Genomic DNA, 17,263 nt, shown 5'->3' on the forward strand with positions numbered 1-17,263 from the left:
CGTTAAGCGCGTGAGCAGACTCACAATTCTTTTATTTCTCAAAAACCGAATAACCTTATAAAAACTACGGCATTGATAATCATTTTCAATATCATTTAATTAACTATAATGAACCAACTGCTTACGCGGCATTAACAGCTGTGCCGCCCGACAATAATGGAGAGGATTATGAGTTATACACTGCCATCCCTGCCGTATGCCTACGACGCACTGGAACCGCATTTCGACAAGCAGACGATGGAAATCCATCACACTAAACACCACCAGACCTACGTGAACAACGCGAATGCTGCGCTGGAAAGCCTGCCAGAGTTCGCTAATCTGCCTGTTGAAGAGCTGATCACCAAGCTGGACCAGCTGCCAGCAGACAAGAAAACCGTACTGCGTAACAACGCGGGCGGTCACGCTAACCACAGCCTGTTCTGGAAAGGCCTGAAAACTGGCACCACCCTGCAGGGCGACCTGAAAGCGGCTATCGAGCGCGACTTCGGTTCCGTAGACAACTTCAAAGCGGAATTCGAAAAAGCCGCTGCAACCCGCTTCGGCTCTGGCTGGGCGTGGCTGGTTCTGAAAGGCGACAAGCTGGCAGTGGTTTCTACTGCTAACCAGGACTCCCCGCTGATGGGTGAAGCGATCTCTGGCGCATCCGGTTTCCCAATCCTGGGTCTGGACGTGTGGGAACACGCTTACTACCTGAAGTTCCAGAACCGTCGCCCTGACTACATCAAAGCGTTCTGGGATGTCGTGAACTGGGACGAAGCAGCAGCGCGTTTCGCCGCTAAAAAATAAGGTTGCATTGACGCCTGTGAGAAGCGAGTCTGATGACTCGCTTTTTTTGTATCTGCGTAATGGAGGCAGCGATGCATTACCCGGTGAACGTGTTTACAGGCAAGGTAAGGGAGTACGACGGCAGCCGCCCGAGCGCCATCGCCAAAGTGCAGGTCGACGGTGAGCTTTCGCTGACCGAGCTCGGGCTTGTGGGCGACCAGCAGGCCGAAAAGAAAATCCACGGCGGGCCCGATCGCGCGCTGTGCCACTATCCGCGCGAGCACTATCAGCACTGGAAAACCGAATTTCCTGAGCAGGCGGACCTCTTCGTCGCGCCCGCGTTTGGCGAAAATCTCTCAACGGAAGGGCTGACGGAAAAGAACGTCTTTATTGGCGATATTTACCGCTGGGGCGATGCTCTGATTCAGGTGACGCAGCCACGCTCACCGTGCTTTAAGCTCAACTACCATTTCGGTATTCAGGATATGTCGGCCCAGCTGCAAAACGCGGGCAAAACCGGCTGGCTGTACCGCGTGGTGCTTGCAGGACAAGTATTTGCGGATGCCCCGCTTGAGCTCGCGTCGCGTTTGAGCGACGTGTCCGTTTACGACGCCTGCGCGATTGCCTGGCATATGCCTTTTGACGATGAACAGTATCATCGCCTGCTGTCGGCGGCGGGGTTGTCTACCAGCTGGACGAGAACGATGCAGAAGCGGCGTATAAGCGGGAAGATCGAGAGTAGTTCGCGGAGATTGTGGGGGAAATAGGTTCCGTAGAAAGTAGGCCGGGTAAGGCGAAGCCGCCACCCGGCACATACCGTTACGAACGCTTATACAGCGGTAGCCACAGCGTTAACCGCAGCCCGCCCAGCGGGCTGTCGTCGGCTTTCACCCAGCCGCGGTGCTGCTGCATGGCGGTTTCTACAATCGCCAGCCCCAGCCCCGTGCCGCCGGACTCACGGTCTCGCGCTTCGTCGGTGCGGTAGAACGGACGGAAAATCTGCTCGCGATCTTCCGGGCTGACGCCTGGACCATCGTCATCGACAATGACGGTGATCCCGTCTTTATCCACCGAAAACGCCACTTCAATCTTCGTGTGCGAGTAGCGCAGGGCGTTACGCACGATATTCTCCAGCGCGCTTTCCAGCGCGTTGGGGTTACCGTACAGCGGCCACGGGCCCGGCGGGAAGTTGACGGTGAACGATTTCCCCATCTGCTCCGCTTCGAACGCCGCGTTGTCCAGCACCTCGTGCCACAGGTGATTGGCTTTCACCGTTTCGCTCACCAGCGCGTTTTTCTGCTGGTTGCGCGACATCACCAGCAGATCGTTAATCATGCTGTCCAGACGGTGCGCTTCCGTTTCAATACGCTCCAGCTCTTTGCTTTCCCCGCTGCGGCGACGCAGCAGGGCGGTGCCCAGCTGTAAGCGCGTGAGCGGCGTACGCAGCTCGTGTGAGATGTCCGACAGCAGGCGTTGCTGGGCCGTCATCATCCGATCAAGCGCGCTGACCATCTGGTTAAAACTGGTGCCGGCGGCCAGAAACTCCTGCGGCCCGGATTCCAGCTCCGGATGCTGTCTGAGATTGCCTTGTGCCACTTCGTCCGCCGCATTTTTCAGCTTACGCGCCGGTTTCGCCAGGCTCCACGCCAGCCATAACAGCAGCGGGGAACTGACCAGCATCGTGACGATCAGCAGCAGAAGCGGACGGTCAAACAGCAGGTTGATGAAGTCGGACTGGGAACTGCTCGCAGGGCGAATCAGGTAGAGCTGGTAGTTATCTTCCCCATCCCGTACCGAGAAAGGGCCGACCATCTCTACCCGACCATATTTCTTTTTCTGTGGGTGATCGGCGTTATCCGCCTGGCCAATAAAGTTGCGGATGATCTGCATTTCATTGCGATCGGCGCCAATCACGCGGCCTTCGCTGGTAACCAGCAAAAGACGTTGTCCTGGCGGCGCCCACTTGTCGATAGCGCGAAACAGCCTGCGCCACCACATTAAATCGTTCGGCGGATCGTTTGCCAGCTCCGCTTCCACGTGCTGCTCGATCATCACGCCCTGACGTTGCTCGCTGTCGAGAAGCTCCGTCATCTGGCGTGAGTCGAGTTTTGGCAACATCAAAACGAGCATTAAAACCAGTGCCAGCGTCAGCCAGAAGATGGCGAAGATGCGGGCGGTTAAGCTGCCTATCATGAAGCAGAAACCATCAGATAACCGCGACCACGCAGGGTTTTAAACCATGGGTGACCGTCTTTACGCTCCGGCAGCTTGCGGCGCAGGTTAGAGATGTGCATGTCGATGGCGCGGTCAAACGGCGTGAGGCGTTTGCCCAGCACTTCCTGGCTTAAATGTTCACGCGATACCACCTGGCCAAGATGTTGCGCCAGTAGATACAGCAGGGTGAACTCGGTGCCAGTAAGCTCGAGCGTCTGGCCGTCGAAGCTTGCTTCCTGACGTCCCGGGTTCAGGCTCAGGGAGTCCACTTCCAGCGTTGGCGAGCTGTTGTCGGTATTCTGCTGCTGCTCGCTCCAGTGGGAACGGCGCAGGATCGCGCGAATACGGGCCACCAGTTCACGGTCGTTGAACGGCTTCGGTAAATAGTCATCCGCACCCAGCTCAAGGCCGAGAACGCGGTCAAGCTCGCTGCCGCGGGCGGTCAGCATGATAACGGGGGTCTGGTGTGTCTGGCGAAGCTCTTTCAGCGTATCAATACCGTTTTTCTTTGGCATCATTACGTCGAGCAAAAGTAGATCGATGCTGTCGTCAAGGAGACTCAGCGCCTGCTCGCCATCATGGGCAACCAGGACGTTGAAACCTTCCATGTCGAGCAACTCCTTTAAAAGGGATGTGAGCTCTCGGTCATCGTCAACTAACAGGATTTTATTCATTGTTTAAATACCTCCGAGGCAGAAATTACGACATCAAGGCTATCTAATCCATGACTTTACGTTGTTTTACACCCCCTGACGCATGTTTGCAGCCTGAATCGTAGACTGTCTCTCGTTGAATCGCGACACGAAAGATTTTGGGAGCAAGTGATGCGCAAAGTTACCGCTGCCGTCATGGCCTCAACGCTGGCGTTCAGTGCGTTTAGCCAGGCTGCTGTAGCTATCATCGGCGATAACGGTTCCTCGCAAGAGGGCGCAACGCAGCACAGCAGCCAAAGCCATATGTTTGACGGCATAAGTTTAACCGAACATCAGCGTCAACAGATGCGAGATCTGATGCAGAGGGCACGACACGACCAGCCCCCTGTTAATGTTAGCGAAATGGAGACAATGCATCGCCTTGTCACCGCAGAAAATTTTGATGAAAGCGCTGTTCGCGCTCAGGCCGAAAAAATGGCACAGGAACAGGTTGCCCGCCAGGTAGAAATGGCGAAGGTCCGCAACCAGATGTTCCACCTGCTAACGCCCGAGCAGCAAGCGGTTTTGAATGCCAAACATCAGCAGCGTATGGACCAGCTGCGTGAGGTTGCACGGATGCAGCGAAGCTCAGAAGCGACGTTTTTCAGTAGCAATAGCAGTACCCGTAGTAACCAGTAAACCCTGTTTTCCTTGCCATAGACACCATCCCTGTCTTCCCCCACATGATGTGGGGGTTTTTTTTGCCCCGCATTCTGATTTGTTAACCGTTTATTCATCCTTTGCCTCCCCATGCTTCCGTTATACTAGCGGCATGACATGACAGGAGCGTTTATGAATCAATCCTATGGAAGGCTGGTAAGCCGGGCTGCCATTGCGGCGACCGTCATGGCCTCTGGCCTGCTGCTGATCAAAATCTTTGCCTGGTGGTATACCGGCTCGGTCAGTATTCTGGCGGCGCTGGTGGATTCACTGGTCGATATCGCCGCCTCGCTGACCAATCTTCTGGTGGTGCGCTACTCGCTGCAGCCGGCGGATGAAGAGCACACGTTTGGGCACGGTAAGGCGGAATCGCTCGCGGCGCTGGCGCAAAGTATGTTCATTTCTGGCTCAGCACTGTTCCTGTTTTTGACCGGTATTCAGCATTTGGTTTCACCTTCACCGATGAACAATCCCGGTGTCGGCGTGGTCGTCACGGTAATTGCACTTATAAGCACACTTGTTCTGGTAACGTTCCAGCGCTGGGTCGTTCGCAAAACGCAAAGTCAGGCCGTACGGGCGGATATGCTTCATTATCAATCTGATGTTATGATGAATGGGGCTATTCTTATTGCACTCGGTCTGGCCTGGTATGGCTGGCATCGGGCCGATGCGTTGTTTGCGTTAGGGATTGGTATCTATATTTTATATAGCGCCCTGCGGATGGGGTATGACGCGGTGCAATCACTGCTCGATCGCGCTCTTCCGGACTCAGAACGTAACGAAATTTTTTCTATCGTGACCTCCTGGCCCGGCGTCAGCGGTGCACACGATCTTCGAACGCGGCAGTCAGGGCCGACCCGCTTTATTCAGATTCATATTGAAATGGAAGACAACCTGCCACTGGTACAGGCTCACGTTATTGCTGAGCAGGTCGAGCAGGCGATTTTGCAGCGTTTTCCTGGTTCAGACGTCATCATTCACCAGGATCCCTGCTCGGTTGTACCCGGACATGTTGGGCTTTCGTAATTCGTTGTAAAAAAGTGAGCCAGGCCAGCATTTTGTGTATAAATTACCGCCATTTGGTCTGACCTGAATCAATTCAGCCAGAAGGGATTGATATACTATTTGCAGTATTCGTTGGTCGATAAGTTTCTTCCGGCAACAGATTTCAATTTTGCATTCCTAAGTTCAGAGGTAGTCATGATTAAGAAAATCGGTGTGTTGACAAGCGGCGGTGATGCGCCGGGCATGAACGCGGCAATTCGTGGGGTTGTCCGTGCAGCGCTGACGGAAGGTCTGGAAGTTTTTGGTATCTATGATGGTTACCTGGGTCTGTATGAAGACCGTATGGTTCAGCTCGACCGCTACAGCGTGTCTGACATGATCAACCGTGGCGGTACCTTCCTTGGGTCTGCGCGCTTCCCGGAATTCCGTGACGAACACATCCGTGAAGTGGCTATCGAGAATATGAAAAAGCGTGGTCTGGACGCGCTGGTCGTTATCGGCGGTGACGGCTCGTACATGGGTGCAAAACGTCTGACCGAAATGGGCTTCCCGTGCATCGGCCTGCCGGGCACCATCGACAACGACATCAAAGGCACTGACTACACCATCGGTTACTTCACCGCGCTGGGCACCGTTGTGGAAGCCATTGACCGCCTGCGTGACACCTCTTCTTCTCACCAGCGTATCTCTATCGTTGAAGTGATGGGCCGTTACTGCGGTGACCTGACCCTGGCAGCGGCTATCGCCGGTGGTTGTGAGTTTGTGGTGGTTCCGGAAGTAGAATTCAGCCGCGAAGATCTGGTTGCTGAGATCAAAGCCGGTATCGCGAAAGGTAAGAAACACGCGATTGTGGCTATCACCGAGCACATCTGTGACGTTGACGAGCTGGCGAAGTACATCGAAACCGAAACCAAACGCGAAACCCGCGCGACCGTTCTGGGCCACATCCAGCGCGGCGGTTCCCCTGGCCCGTACGACCGTATTCTGGCGTCCCGCATGGGCGCGTACGCTATCGAGCTGCTGCTGCAGGGCCACGGTGGCCGCTGCGTCGGTATTCAGAACGAACAGCTGGTTCACCATGACATCATCGACGCCATTGAAAACATGAAGCGTCCGTTCAAAGGTGACTGGCTGGACTGCGCGAAAAAACTGTACTGATCCTTCGAGCCCTCTTCTTTCTGAAGAGGGCTTTTATTCCTCCACGTTATAGCCAATCTTTTTTTATTCTTTAATCATCGATTCGCTTTCTGGCACGCTGCATTCATCAAAACACTACACAAGAGAGCTGGGCGATGAATAAATGGGGCGTGGGGTTAACATTATTGCTGGCATCGACCAGCGTGCTGGCAAAGGACATTCAACTTCTCAACGTGTCGTACGACCCGACGCGTGAGCTGTACGATCAATACAACAAAGCCTTCGCGGCGCACTGGAAGCAGGAAACCGGCGATAACGTGGTGGTTCGTCAGTCGCACGGTGGCTCCGGTAAGCAGGCGACATCGGTAATTAACGGTATTGAAGCCGACGTGGTTACCCTGGCGCTGGCCTATGATGTCGACGCTATCGCCGAGCGTGGCCGTATCGACAAAAACTGGATCAAACGCCTGCCGGACAACTCCGCGCCATACACCTCGACCATCGTCTTCCTGGTGCGTAAAGGCAACCCGAAACAGATTAAGGACTGGAACGATCTGATCAAACCGGGCGTTTCTGTGATTACCCCGAACCCGAAAAGCTCCGGCGGGGCACGTTGGAACTACCTGGCGGCCTGGGGCTACGCGCTGCACCACAACAACGGTGACCAGGCTAAAGCACAGGAGTTCGTCAAATCCCTGTACAAAAACGTTGAAGTGCTGGACTCCGGCGCGCGCGGTGCCACTAACACCTTCGTCGAGCGCGGAATTGGCGACGTGCTTATTGCCTGGGAAAACGAAGCCCTGCTGGCGACCCACGAACTGGGTAAAGACAAGTTTGAGATCGTGACTCCGAGCGAATCCATCCTCGCCGAGCCGACCGTTTCCGTGGTCGATAAGGTCGTTGATAAGAAAGGCACCAAAGCGGTGGCGGAAGCCTACCTGAAGTATCTTTACTCGCCGGAAGGCCAGGAAATCGCGGCGAAGAACTTCTATCGTCCACGTGATGCGGCTGTCGCGAAGAAATACGACAGCGAATTCCCGAAACTGAAGCTCTTCACCATTGATGATGTGTTCGGCGGCTGGACGAAAGCGCAGAAAGAGCACTTCTCTAATGGCGGCACCTTCGACCAGATTAGCCAGCGCTAACGGTTAGCAAACGACACGGCGACCCGGTGTGAGAAATCCACCGGGTTTTTTATTTGGTCATCATTTTGCGTTACTCTTTTGCCTCTATTGAAAACAGGGAACGCGTTGTGAAAAAAATTATCTTACTGATCCTGATTGTCATCGCCCTTGCCGCAGGCGGCGTGTACTGGATAAAAGCGGGTAATCCGAATGCGTTGCGCCATATCGTCCTCGACCAGTGTCTGCCTAATCAGCTGCAGCACCGTAACCCGGCACCCTGCGCGCAGGTGAAGCCTGATGCGGGCTATGTGGTATTTAAGGACCGCAACGGGCCGCTGCAGTATCTGCTGATGCCAACGTACCGCATCAACGGCACCGAAAGCCCGCTCCTGACCGAGCCTCATACGCCAAACTTCTTCTGGCTGGCGTGGCAGTCGCGCAGCTTTATGACCCTGAAGCGTGGCTCTGAAGTGCCGGACAGCGCTATTTCGCTGACGATTAACTCACCGACCGGACGCACGCAAAACCATTTCCATATCCATATCTCCTGCCTGCGCCCGGACGTGCGCGAGAAGCTCAACGCGGCGCAGGGGGACATCAGCACCCAGTGGCTACCGTTCCCGGGTGGGCTGGAAGGGCATGAGTACCTCGCACGCCGGGTGACGGAGAATGAACTGGTCCAGCGCAGTCCGTTTATGATGCTGGCGGAAGAGCTGCCGGAGGCGCGCGACCATATGGGACGCTTCGCGCTGGCGATGGCGCAGCAGTCGGATGGTTCGTTTGTTTTGCTGGCGACCGAGCGTAACCTGCTCATGCTTAACCGCGCGTCGGCAGAGGAATTGCAGGATCATCAATGCGCTATCCTGAAGTAACCCCACTATAAATCGCGTTTACTCAGGCTGCCTGTCACCGTAGACTTGCTGAAAAAATCTACAGGAGACAGGTATGTCGCTCTGGTTAACGCATCCTCTGCTGCTGCCCTCGCTGATCGTCGGCGTCACCATCGTGCTGTGGGCGACGTCGCTGTTGCCGGAATTTATCACCGCGCTGCTGTTTTTCACGGCGGCGATGGCCGCCAGAATCGCCCCGCCGGAGGTGATTTTTGGCGGTTTTGCCTCGTCGGCTTTCTGGCTGGTCTTCAGCGGCTTTGTGCTCGGCGTGGCGATCCGTAAAACCGGCCTGGCGGACAGGGCCGCCCGGGCGCTGTCGGCAAAGCTCACTGACTCCTGGATGCTGATGGTGGCGAGCGTGGTATTGCTCAGCTACGCGCTGGCGTTTGTTATGCCGTCAAACATGGGGCGTATTGCGCTGCTGATGCCCATTGTCGCGGCGATGGCGAAACGCGCCGGTATCGCCGACGGCTCCCGCGCCTGGTTCGGCCTTGCGCTGGCAGTCGGCTTCGGTACCTTCCAGCTCTCGGCCACCATTCTGCCCGCCAACGTGCCTAACCTGGTCATGAGCGGCGCGGCGGAAGGCTCGTACGGCATTCACCTGAACTATGTCCCGTATCTGCTGCTGCACACGCCGGTGCTCGGTATTCTCAAAGGCCTGATTCTGATTGGCCTCATCTGCTGGCTGTTCCCCGGCAGCCCGAAACCGGCGAAGGATTTCACGCTGTCTGAACCGATGGGGCGTGACGAAACACGACTCGCCTGGCTGCTGGTGGTGGTGCTGATGATGTGGGTGACGGAGAGCTGGCACGGCGTGGGGCCGGCGTGGACGGGGCTGGCGGCCTCGATTATCGTTATGCTGCCGCGCATTGGTTTTATCACCGGCGAGGAGTTCTCGGCGGGGGTAAATATGCGCACCTGCATTTACGTTGCGGGTATTCTCGGGCTGGCGATCGTCGTGACGCAAACGGGTATCGGAGCGGCCGTAGGCGAGGCGCTGCTGCGCATAATGCCGCTGGATGCGGACAAACCATTCACCAGCTTCCTGGCGCTAACCGGAATTACTACGGCACTCAACTTCATTATGACTGCCAACGGCGTTCCGGCGCTGTACACCACGCTGGCGCAGAGCTTCTCGGACGCGACCGGTTTCCCGCTGCTGTCGGTAATCATGATTCAGGTACTGGGCTATTCCACGCCGCTGCTGCCGTATCAGGCGTCGCCGATTGTGGTGGCGATGGGGCTAGGAAAGGTGCCTGCAAGGGCGGGGATGGTGCTCTGCCTGGCGCTGGCGATTGCGACGTATCTGGTGCTGCTGCCGCTGGATTATCTGTGGTTTAGCGTGTTAGGGCGTTTGTAGCGGCGGGTAAGCGCAAGCGCCACCCGCCACAAAGGCCATTACGCCTGTTTAGCCGCTTCTGCCGCTTTAACGATCACCGCGAAAGCGTCCGCTTTCAGGGATGCACCGCCAACCAGCGCGCCATCAATATCTGGCTGGGTGAACAGCTCAGCAGCGTTGGAGGCGTTTACGGAGCCGCCGTACTGGATGATCACTTGCTCAGCCACTTTCGCGTCGGCTTTCGCAATGTGGTCACGGATGAATTTGTGAACTGCCTGAGCCTGCGCAGGGGTAGCAGATTTGCCGGTACCGATCGCCCAGACTGGCTCGTAAGCGATAACCGCGCCTTCGAACGCTGCCGCGCCCTGCGTTTTCAGCACGGCGTCGATCTGACGTGCACACACTTCTTCGGTTTTGCCCGCTTCGTTTTCCGCTTCGGTTTCACCGATGCACAGAACCGGGATCAGACCCTGCTCTTTCAGCACGGCAAATTTCTTCGCGATGAACTCGTCAGATTCTTTGTGGTAGGTGCGACGCTCGGAGTGGCCGATGATGATGTATTTCGCGCCGATATCTTTCAGCATTTCAGCGGAAGTTTCACCGGTGAACGCGCCAGACAGGTTAACGTCAACGTTCTGCGCGCCCAGCACGATGTGGCTGCCGTCAGCGGCACGTTTAGCCAGATCCAGGTACATATCCGGCGGAGCGATAGCAACCGCGCAGCCGGTCACGCCAGCCAGCTCTTTACGCAGGTTTGCAACCAGTTCGTTTACCATGTGGCGGCTGCCGTTCAGTTTCCAGTTACCCATCACTAAAGGATGTCGCATTTCAATTCTCCACGCTAAATAAGCGAATTAAGGAATATGGCCGCCCTGTCGGGCAGCATGGTCTGTGAATCAGTATAGAGATTTTCCCTCGAAAGGCTTTGCTTTTTGTCATTAATTGGCCCCGCCAAGGGTGTCAGATAGCGCCAGCTTAATCGGTTCAACGGCGAAGGTCAGTCCTTTTTCGCCGTTATCCGCCACTACATAGCGAATCGCGCCTTCGGTTGTGGCGTAGTACCGCTTGTTTTTACCGGCGGTCAGCAGCTTTTGCAGCTTTTGCTGGCTCTGCTTTTTCGTCAGCGCAGGCGTAAACGCCTGCAGCACCGCGCTCATGTAATCAAGCGCCTTCGATTTAGCCGCTTTCTGCTCTGGCCCCTGAATCGGCAGCCAGGTGATTTGCATGCTTTTGATTTTTAACGTACCGCGCTCCAGCGCCGTGGAAGCATACAAATTCTCGTTAATCTTGCTCGCTGCACGGGTCAGTGTAGGGGTATCGCGCGAGCTATCAATGGCGCGAAACTCATCCAGCGGCAGCCCTGGGTTGGCCTGATTGAAAGCTTCGCGAAACTGGCTGATGGACTGATCGAAAGACGGTGCGCCCGCCAGCAAATACGGCGCAGTGGTGGGAGCCGCGGTGTTGGCGGCGTGCAGCGGAAAACCCGCGCCGAGCATCGCTAAACACAGGAAAAGAGAATGTGCCGAATTTTTCATCAACATTGCACCTGGCCGTAAGTGCTCATGATTAAAACGATATCTGGTCGGCTTGTCAAAAGGTCACAACTCCAGGGTAAAATGCGGGCTAAACGATAATAAGGAACCTTACATGACCATACAGCAGTGGCTGTTTTCATTCAAAGGGCGTATTGGACGCCGTGATTTCTGGGTCTGGATGGTGACGTGGGTCGTCGCCATGCTGCTTCTTTTTTTCGTTGCTTATAACGCCTGGCTGAGCACGCAAACGGCGGCATTTGCACTGGTCTGCCTGCTATGGCCAACGGCGGCCGTCGTGGTGAAACGCCTGCACGATCGCGGCCGCTCCGGCGCGTGGGCATTTTTGATCATACTGGCGTGGATGCTGGTGGCAGGGAACTGGGCGATGCTGCCTTCCATCCTGCCGTGGGTCGTGGGCAGGCTGCTGCCGTCGGTCATCTTCGTGATGATGATTGTCGATCTGGGAGCGTTTATCGGCACCCAGAGCGAAAATAAATACGGTAAAGATACCGTCGAGGTGAAATACCGCTGATCACCAGTAGTGTTCGGCGGTCATATGGCCCGGCCGGCGGCGAAGATGTTTCGTCATCTGCCGGGTATCCTTCAGAAGCTGCTGCGTGTCCCGGACCATCTGCGGGTTACCGCACAGCATGACGTGGCTGGTTTCGGCCGTCATCGGTAAACCCACTGCGTCTTCCAGTGCGCCGCTCTCAATTAACGCCGGTACGCGACCGGTAAGCGCTCCTGCTACGGTTTCGCGGCTGACTACCGTCTGAATCTTTAACTTTCCGCCGTACTGCTGTTCCAGCGCCTGCATCTGCGGGAGATAGCTTAAATCTGCGGCATAGCGCGCGGCGTGCACCAGCACGATGTTTTTGAAGCGCTCCAGATCCTTACCGTACTGCAAGATAGAGAGATACGGACCGATGGCCGTGCCGGTTGCTAGCATCCAGAGCGTGTCACAGTCAGGGATCTCTTCGAGCACAAAGAAGCCTGCCGCTTCGCTCACAATCTGCACATCGTCGCCGGGCTGAAGGGCGGCAAGGCGCGGGCTGAGCTTACCGTCAGGAACGGTGACCAGATAGAACTCGAGATCCGGGTTATCCGGCGCGTTAACGTAAGAGTAGGCGCGCTGCACGCGCTCGCCGTCGACATCCAGACCCAGCTTGGCAAATTGCCCGGCCTTAAACGGATGAACGGGAGCATGCAGGGTGAGACTAAATAGCGCATCGGTCCAGAATTCTATCTTTGTGACTTTACCTGTTACCCAGTCCGCCATGATCTTCTCCTGTGCTGTTTCTCTGTTCTATCTTCCGTACTTGTGGGAAACATTTCCAGCCCCTTCGGGCCGGAAAGCTCTATCGATCAAACGGTTTTACAGAATGTGCGTCTGCACGTCCGGGTCTTTACGGTCGAGATAGTGAATGGACTGAATGCGTCGGATGGTGCGCGATTTACCGCGGATCAGCAGCGTTTCGGTGGTTGCCATGTTGCCCTTGCGGGTGATGCCGTCCAGCAGATCGCCTTTGGTGATGCCGGTTGCAGAGAAGACGACGTTATCGCTGCGCGCCATGTCGTTCAGCGCCAGTACTTTATTGGCTTCGATGCCCATCGCTGCGCAGCGCGCCAGCTCGTCCTCACCGATACGACGGTTTTCGTCGCTGTCGCCTTTCACCTCATGGCGCGGCAGAAGGCGCGCCTGCATATCGCCGTCCAGCGCGCGGATCACCGCCGCAGAGACCACGCCTTCCGGCGCGCCGCCGATGCCGTAAAGCACGTCCACTTCGCTGTCCGGCATGCAGGTCAGAATAGAGGCGGCAACGTCGCCATCCGGAATGGCAAACACGCGCACGCCGAGTGCCTGCAGATAAGAGATGGTGGTGTCGTGGCGCGGTTTCGCCAGAATAGTCACGGTAAGTTCGCTAAGGGGTTTGCCCAGGGCTTTGGCGATGTTGCGCAGGTTCTCTTCCAGCGGCAGGCTGAGATCGATTGCACCTTTCGCACCAGGGCCGACAATCAGCTTTTCCATGTACATGTCCGGCGCGTTGAGGAAGCAGCCTTTATCGCCCACGGCCAGCACCGCCAGGGCGTTGGCCTGGCCCATCGCCGTCATGCGCGTGCCTTCGATCGGGTCCACCGCGATATCCACCGCATCGCCTTTGCCGGTCCCGACCTTTTCACCGATGTAGAGCATCGGCGCTTCGTCGATCTCGCCTTCACCGATGACAATAGTGCCGTCGATGTTGACCTGGTTAAGCACAATGCGCATGGCGTGGACGGCCGCGCCGTCTGCGGTATTTTTGTCGCCACGACCCAGCCATTTATAGCCTGCAAGGGCGGCTGCTTCGGTGACGCGGGAAAACTCGATAGCAAGTTCACGTTTCATGAGGGACTCGTACAATCAAAAGGAATTGCACGAAGTTTATCACAGAGTGGGGAGGGGTGAGGGGACCGGTGCGGTTGGAGCCCCTCACCCTAACCCTCTCCCCAGGGGAGAGGGAATATAGGCTTACTCTTCGTGCTCTTCCCACGCCAGGGCGCGTTTCACCGCTTTCTTCCAGCCGCTGTAGCGGTAGTTGCGCTCGGTGGTTTCGATGCCAGGGCGGAATTCGCGTTCGATGACCGCTTTCTCCTGCAGCTCGTCCAGGTTCTGCCAGAAGCCTACCGCGAGACCCGCAAGATACGCCGCGCCCAGAGCCGTCACTTCACGTACTTCAGGGCGCTCAACGCGGGTGCCCAGAATGTCGGACTGGAACTGCATCAGGAAGTTGTTGGCCACCGCGCCGCCGTCTACGCGCAGGGCGTGCAGACGAATGCCGGAGTCTGCCTGCATCGCTTCCAGCACGTCACGCGTCTGGTAGGCGATGGATTCCAGGGTCGCACGAATGATGTGGTTTGAGTTCACACCGCGCGTCAGGCCGAAAATTGCGCCGCGGGCATACGGGTCCCAGTACGGTGCGCCCAGACCGGTGAACGCTGGCACCACGTACACGCCGTTGGTGTCTTTCACTTTGGTCGCGAAGTACTCGGAGTCAAACGCATCGCTGATCAGCTTCATCTCGTCGCGCAGCCACTGAATAGATGCGCCCGCCATAAACACCGCACCTTCCAGGGCATAGTTCACCTCGCCGCGTGGGCCGCAGGCGATGGTGGTCAGCAGGCCGTTTTCTGATTTCACCGCTTTCTCGCCGGTGTTCATCAGCATAAAGCAGCCGGTGCCGTAGGTGTTCTTCGCCATCCCTTCCTTGACGCACAGCTGGCCGAACAGCGCCGCCTGCTGGTCACCGGCGATACCGGCGATAGGAATACGGGTGCCGCCTTTACCGCCGATGTTGGTCTGGCCGTAGACTTCAGACGACTTACGCACTTCAGGCAGCATCGCGCGCGGAATATCCAGCGCGTCCAGCATCTTGTCATCCCACTCCAGGGTGTTGATGTTGAACAGCATGGTGCGCGAGGCGTTAGTGTAGTCAGTAACGTGGACACGTCCCTGAGTCATCTTCCAGATAAGCCAGGTATCGACGGTACCGAACAGCAGCTCGCCGCGTTTTGCACGCTCGCGTGAACCTTCCACGTGGTCGAGGATCCACTTCACTTTGGTGCCGGAGAAGTACGGGTCAACCACCAGACCGGTGGCGCTACGCACGTACTCTTCCATCCCGTCACGTTTAAGCTGTTCGCAGATCTCTGACGTACGGCGGCACTGCCAGACGATGGCGTTGTAAATCGGCTTACCGGTTTCGCGTTCCCACACCACGGTGGTTTCACGCTGGTTGGTGATACCAATCGCGGCGATTTCGTCGGAACTGATGTCGGCTTTCGCCAGCACTTCCACCAGCGTGGAGCTTTGTGACGCCCAGATCTCCATCGGGTCATGTTCTACCCAGCCTGGACGAGGATAAATTTGCTCAAATTCGCGCTGTGACACGCTGACGATATTCGCGTCATGATCCATTACGACAGCGCGGGAGCTGGTAGTGCCCTGGTCGAGCGCAACGATATATTTTTTTTCGGTCATGGTATGTGTCCCGTAGTCAGATTACAGCGAAGCTTTTTGTTGTGCGGTAGAAGTCGTTTCCTTCTCCTCTTCCACACAGGTGTCGCACGGTAAGTGGCGACCAATTAATTTGCGATAGCCAAATGCACCCAGTGCCGCCCCTACAACTGGCCCGAACAGCGGTACCAGGAAGTAAGGAATATCTTTGCCGCCGGTGAAAGCCACGTCGCCCCATCCTGCAAAGAAGGCGAAGGTTTTTGGACCCAGGTCACGCGCCGGGTTCATCGCAAACCCTGTTAACGGCCCCATGGACGCACCGATGACGGCGATCAGCAGGCCAATCAGCAATGGCGCCAGCGGGCCACGTGGAATGCCGTTACCATCATCGCCCAAAGCCATAATGACGCCCATCAGAATAGCGGTAATCACCATTTCAACTGCGAACGCCTGCACAAAATTGATATGCGGGTTAGGGTAGGTTGAGAAGATGCCTGCCAGATCCAGACTTTCGACGCTGCCGCGCACCATATGATGCGTCTGTTCGAAGTCGATGAAAAGATTGTAATAAAGCCCGTAAACTAACGCCGCTGCGCAAAACGCGCCGGCAAATTGAGAAATAATGAAGGGAACAACTTTGCGTCCGTCGAAGCACGCGAACAGCCACAGTGCGATAGTCACCGCCGGGTTAAGATGTGCGCCAGAGACCCCTGCAGTCAGGTAGATGGCCATCGCCACGCCCAGACCCCAGATGATACTGATTTCCCACTGACCAAAACTGGCACCCGCCACTTTCAGTGCAGCGACACAGCCCACTCCGAAGAATATCAACAACCCGGTACCAAGGAACTCGGCAATGCACTGGCCTTTTAAGGTTGATGTCTGACTCATAATCGGAATCCTGAAGAAATTGATGTTTATTGTTAGCGTGGCCGCCCGTGACAGCCACGATGCCCTGTAGACATAGTGTTAATTTATCGTTAACGAGCAAAAACGAGAAATATCGAAATTAAAATGTGTGGTCTGTGTCAATAAAATGAGCGTTTTCGCGCCATAAAGCGCGTTTTTGCATCAGTCGCGCACGGTGAGCTGAATCATTTTTTTAACGAATGGGTTAACAACTTAGAGGTATATGCCGCGAACGCACCAGGACGAGGCCGAAAAGTGTTGCAAACCGCGATCTGCGTGGCATGCCGCTGGACAGGGGCGACTGCGCTCCATACAATCGGAACATATGTTGTGCGCGTTTACGTTAAAGCGTCGCCTTGCAATTCAGGAGAGGTAGGATCATGTCTTTAGAAGTGTTTGAGAAACTGGAAGCGAAAGTACAGCAGGCGATTGACACCATCACGCTGCTGCAGATGGAGATTGAAGAGCTGAAAGAAAAGAACAACAGCCTGGCGCAGGAAGTTCAGAACGCTCAGCACGGCCGCGAAGAACTGGAGCGCGAAAACAACCAGCTGCGTGAACAGCAGAACGGCTGGCAGGATCGCCTGCAGGCGCTGCTGGGACGTATGGAAGAAGTCTGATTCCCACTGGGGATGAACTGAACAGGCCGGGTAAGGCGACGCCGCCACCCGGCTTTTTTTATGGTTCTCGCTGACTGACATCCAACCATAAAAAAGGCCGCCCAAGGCGGCCTTAACGCTACTTATCCTGCGCTGTCGTGGTAAACGCAACAAACCCGATCGGTTCATCACTTTTTACAACGAGTACGCTGGCGACAATGAACGCGATACATAAATAGCGTTTCATTATGCGGTCCCTGCGGCTAACCGCTCCACCGTTCACCACCGGTGATAAGTCGGTGGACACAAGCTTGGTTAAAGGCTGCTTTACGGTTGTGGTTACACCTTTCCCTGGACCGATGCCCATGTGCGAAATGGCGGAAAGGGACGCTGCATC

General features: G+C 56.1%; 18 protein-coding genes. 10 read left to right on the plus strand and 8 right to left on the minus strand.

Going from position 1 to position 17,263, the window contains the following annotated elements:
• Positions 1–168: 168 nt before the first annotated feature.
• Together sodA and yiiM are read left to right on the plus strand one after the other, a co-directional pair.
• Complete coding sequence (gene sodA / locus IM265_RS12035) at positions 169–789, plus strand: superoxide dismutase [Mn] (RefSeq protein ID WP_003861999.1); 621 nt, start codon at positions 169–171, stop codon at positions 787–789.
• Positions 790–860: 71 nt separating this feature from the next.
• A complete protein-coding gene (yiiM, locus tag IM265_RS12040; RefSeq protein WP_193031939.1) occupies positions 861–1,535 on the plus strand; it encodes a 6-hydroxyaminopurine reductase in 675 nt (224 codons plus the stop codon).
• A gap of 52 nt (positions 1,536–1,587) precedes the next feature.
• Here yiiM and cpxA read toward each other — a convergent pair whose 3' ends face one another.
• Together cpxA and cpxR are read right to left on the minus strand one after the other, a co-directional pair.
• Positions 1,588–2,961, minus strand: coding sequence for an envelope stress sensor histidine kinase CpxA (cpxA, locus tag IM265_RS12045; protein ID WP_003862003.1), 1,374 nt, complete (start codon positions 2,959–2,961; stop codon positions 1,588–1,590).
• A complete protein-coding gene (gene cpxR / locus IM265_RS12050) occupies positions 2,958–3,656 on the minus strand; it encodes an envelope stress response regulator transcription factor CpxR (protein WP_006179159.1) in 699 nt (232 codons plus the stop codon). The genes cpxA and cpxR overlap by 4 nt, the downstream gene beginning before the upstream one ends.
• A gap of 150 nt (positions 3,657–3,806) precedes the next feature.
• On the opposite strand from cpxR, the gene cpxP reads away from it, so the two are divergent.
• The 6 genes from cpxP (at position 3,807) to IM265_RS12080 (ending at position 9,850) form a co-directional block, all read left to right on the plus strand.
• Positions 3,807–4,313: a cell-envelope stress modulator CpxP gene (gene cpxP / locus IM265_RS12055; RefSeq protein WP_028014854.1), complete on the plus strand. Its 507-nt coding sequence runs from the start codon at positions 3,807–3,809 to the stop codon at positions 4,311–4,313.
• Positions 4,314–4,466: 153 nt separating this feature from the next.
• Positions 4,467–5,360 carry a CDF family cation-efflux transporter FieF gene (gene fieF, locus IM265_RS12060; protein ID WP_028014853.1) on the plus strand — a complete coding sequence of 298 codons (894 nt, stop codon included), beginning with the start codon at positions 4,467–4,469 and terminating at the stop codon, positions 5,358–5,360.
• Between the two features lie 174 nt (positions 5,361–5,534).
• Positions 5,535–6,497, plus strand: a complete 963-nt coding sequence (gene pfkA, locus IM265_RS12065) for a 6-phosphofructokinase (RefSeq protein ID WP_028014852.1) — start codon at positions 5,535–5,537, stop codon at positions 6,495–6,497.
• A 134-nt stretch (positions 6,498–6,631) separates the two neighbouring features.
• On the plus strand, positions 6,632–7,621 hold the full coding sequence (locus tag IM265_RS12070) for a sulfate ABC transporter substrate-binding protein (protein ID WP_028014851.1): 990 nt from the start codon (positions 6,632–6,634) through the stop codon (positions 7,619–7,621).
• Positions 7,622–7,728: 107 nt separating this feature from the next.
• Positions 7,729–8,472, plus strand: coding sequence for a CDP-diacylglycerol diphosphatase (locus IM265_RS12075; RefSeq protein ID WP_028014850.1), 744 nt, complete (start codon positions 7,729–7,731; stop codon positions 8,470–8,472).
• A gap of 73 nt (positions 8,473–8,545) precedes the next feature.
• Complete coding sequence (locus IM265_RS12080; RefSeq protein WP_193031903.1) at positions 8,546–9,850, plus strand: SLC13 family permease; 1,305 nt, start codon at positions 8,546–8,548, stop codon at positions 9,848–9,850.
• Between the two features lie 38 nt (positions 9,851–9,888).
• Here the strand turns inward: IM265_RS12080 and tpiA are convergent, their stop codons facing one another.
• The gene (gene tpiA, locus IM265_RS12085; protein WP_006808674.1) at positions 9,889–10,656 is read right to left on the minus strand and encodes a triose-phosphate isomerase; all 768 of its coding nucleotides are present in this window, start codon (positions 10,654–10,656) and stop codon (positions 9,889–9,891) included.
• A 111-nt stretch (positions 10,657–10,767) separates the two neighbouring features.
• A complete protein-coding gene (locus tag IM265_RS12090; protein WP_028014848.1) occupies positions 10,768–11,364 on the minus strand; it encodes a DUF1454 family protein in 597 nt (198 codons plus the stop codon).
• Positions 11,365–11,476: 112 nt separating this feature from the next.
• On the opposite strand from IM265_RS12090, the gene IM265_RS12095 reads away from it, so the two are divergent.
• Positions 11,477–11,896 carry a DUF805 domain-containing protein gene (locus tag IM265_RS12095; RefSeq protein WP_028014847.1) on the plus strand — a complete coding sequence of 140 codons (420 nt, stop codon included), beginning with the start codon at positions 11,477–11,479 and terminating at the stop codon, positions 11,894–11,896.
• On the opposite strand, the gene fpr is transcribed toward IM265_RS12095, so the two are convergent.
• The 4 genes from fpr to IM265_RS12115 form a co-directional block, all read right to left on the minus strand.
• Complete coding sequence (fpr, locus tag IM265_RS12100) at positions 11,897–12,643, minus strand: ferredoxin--NADP(+) reductase (RefSeq protein WP_045260252.1); 747 nt, start codon at positions 12,641–12,643, stop codon at positions 11,897–11,899. It lies immediately after the preceding gene.
• 96 nt (positions 12,644–12,739) lie between these two features.
• A complete protein-coding gene (glpX, locus tag IM265_RS12105; RefSeq protein WP_193031901.1) occupies positions 12,740–13,750 on the minus strand; it encodes a class II fructose-bisphosphatase in 1,011 nt (336 codons plus the stop codon).
• A gap of 123 nt (positions 13,751–13,873) precedes the next feature.
• Entirely contained in the window at positions 13,874–15,382 is a 1,509-nt protein-coding gene (gene glpK / locus IM265_RS12110) for a glycerol kinase GlpK (RefSeq protein ID WP_028014844.1), read from the minus strand.
• A gap of 21 nt (positions 15,383–15,403) precedes the next feature.
• Entirely contained in the window at positions 15,404–16,249 is an 846-nt protein-coding gene (locus IM265_RS12115; protein WP_028014843.1) for an MIP/aquaporin family protein, read from the minus strand.
• 398 nt (positions 16,250–16,647) lie between these two features.
• Here IM265_RS12115 and zapB point away from each other — a divergent pair, with 398 nt between their 5' ends.
• Complete coding sequence (gene zapB / locus IM265_RS12120) at positions 16,648–16,887, plus strand: septal ring assembly protein ZapB (protein WP_028014842.1); 240 nt, start codon at positions 16,648–16,650, stop codon at positions 16,885–16,887.
• Positions 16,888–17,263 lie beyond the last annotated feature (376 nt).

This window comes from Enterobacter cloacae complex sp. P17RS (assembly GCF_014895885.1).
In the GTDB taxonomy this organism is placed as follows: domain Bacteria; phylum Pseudomonadota; class Gammaproteobacteria; order Enterobacterales; family Enterobacteriaceae; genus Enterobacter; species Enterobacter bugandensis.

What these genes read in the sequence shown, in the direction of transcription:
- sodA (WP_003861999.1), top strand. Translation starts at nt 169, where the DNA reads ATGAGTTATACACTGCCATCCCTGCCGTATGCCTACGACGCACTGGAA.
- yiiM (WP_193031939.1), top strand. Translation starts at nt 861, where the DNA reads ATGCATTACCCGGTGAACGTGTTTACAGGCAAGGTAAGGGAGTACGAC.
- cpxA (WP_003862003.1), bottom strand. Translation starts at nt 2,961, where the DNA reads ATGATAGGCAGCTTAACCGCCCGCATCTTCGCCATCTTCTGGCTGACG.
- cpxR (WP_006179159.1), bottom strand. Translation starts at nt 3,656, where the DNA reads ATGAATAAAATCCTGTTAGTTGACGATGACCGAGAGCTCACATCCCTT.
- cpxP (WP_028014854.1), top strand. Translation starts at nt 3,807, where the DNA reads ATGCGCAAAGTTACCGCTGCCGTCATGGCCTCAACGCTGGCGTTCAGT.
- fieF (WP_028014853.1), top strand. Translation starts at nt 4,467, where the DNA reads ATGAATCAATCCTATGGAAGGCTGGTAAGCCGGGCTGCCATTGCGGCG.
- pfkA (WP_028014852.1), top strand. Translation starts at nt 5,535, where the DNA reads ATGATTAAGAAAATCGGTGTGTTGACAAGCGGCGGTGATGCGCCGGGC.
- IM265_RS12070 (WP_028014851.1), top strand. Translation starts at nt 6,632, where the DNA reads ATGAATAAATGGGGCGTGGGGTTAACATTATTGCTGGCATCGACCAGC.
- IM265_RS12080 (WP_193031903.1), top strand. Translation starts at nt 8,546, where the DNA reads ATGTCGCTCTGGTTAACGCATCCTCTGCTGCTGCCCTCGCTGATCGTC.
- tpiA (WP_006808674.1), bottom strand. Translation starts at nt 10,656, where the DNA reads ATGCGACATCCTTTAGTGATGGGTAACTGGAAACTGAACGGCAGCCGC.
- IM265_RS12090 (WP_028014848.1), bottom strand. Translation starts at nt 11,364, where the DNA reads ATGAAAAATTCGGCACATTCTCTTTTCCTGTGTTTAGCGATGCTCGGC.
- IM265_RS12095 (WP_028014847.1), top strand. Translation starts at nt 11,477, where the DNA reads ATGACCATACAGCAGTGGCTGTTTTCATTCAAAGGGCGTATTGGACGC.
- fpr (WP_045260252.1), bottom strand. Translation starts at nt 12,643, where the DNA reads ATGGCGGACTGGGTAACAGGTAAAGTCACAAAGATAGAATTCTGGACC.
- glpX (WP_193031901.1), bottom strand. Translation starts at nt 13,750, where the DNA reads ATGAAACGTGAACTTGCTATCGAGTTTTCCCGCGTCACCGAAGCAGCC.
- glpK (WP_028014844.1), bottom strand. Translation starts at nt 15,382, where the DNA reads ATGACCGAAAAAAAATATATCGTTGCGCTCGACCAGGGCACTACCAGC.
- IM265_RS12115 (WP_028014843.1), bottom strand. Translation starts at nt 16,249, where the DNA reads ATGAGTCAGACATCAACCTTAAAAGGCCAGTGCATTGCCGAGTTCCTT.
- zapB (WP_028014842.1), top strand. Translation starts at nt 16,648, where the DNA reads ATGTCTTTAGAAGTGTTTGAGAAACTGGAAGCGAAAGTACAGCAGGCG.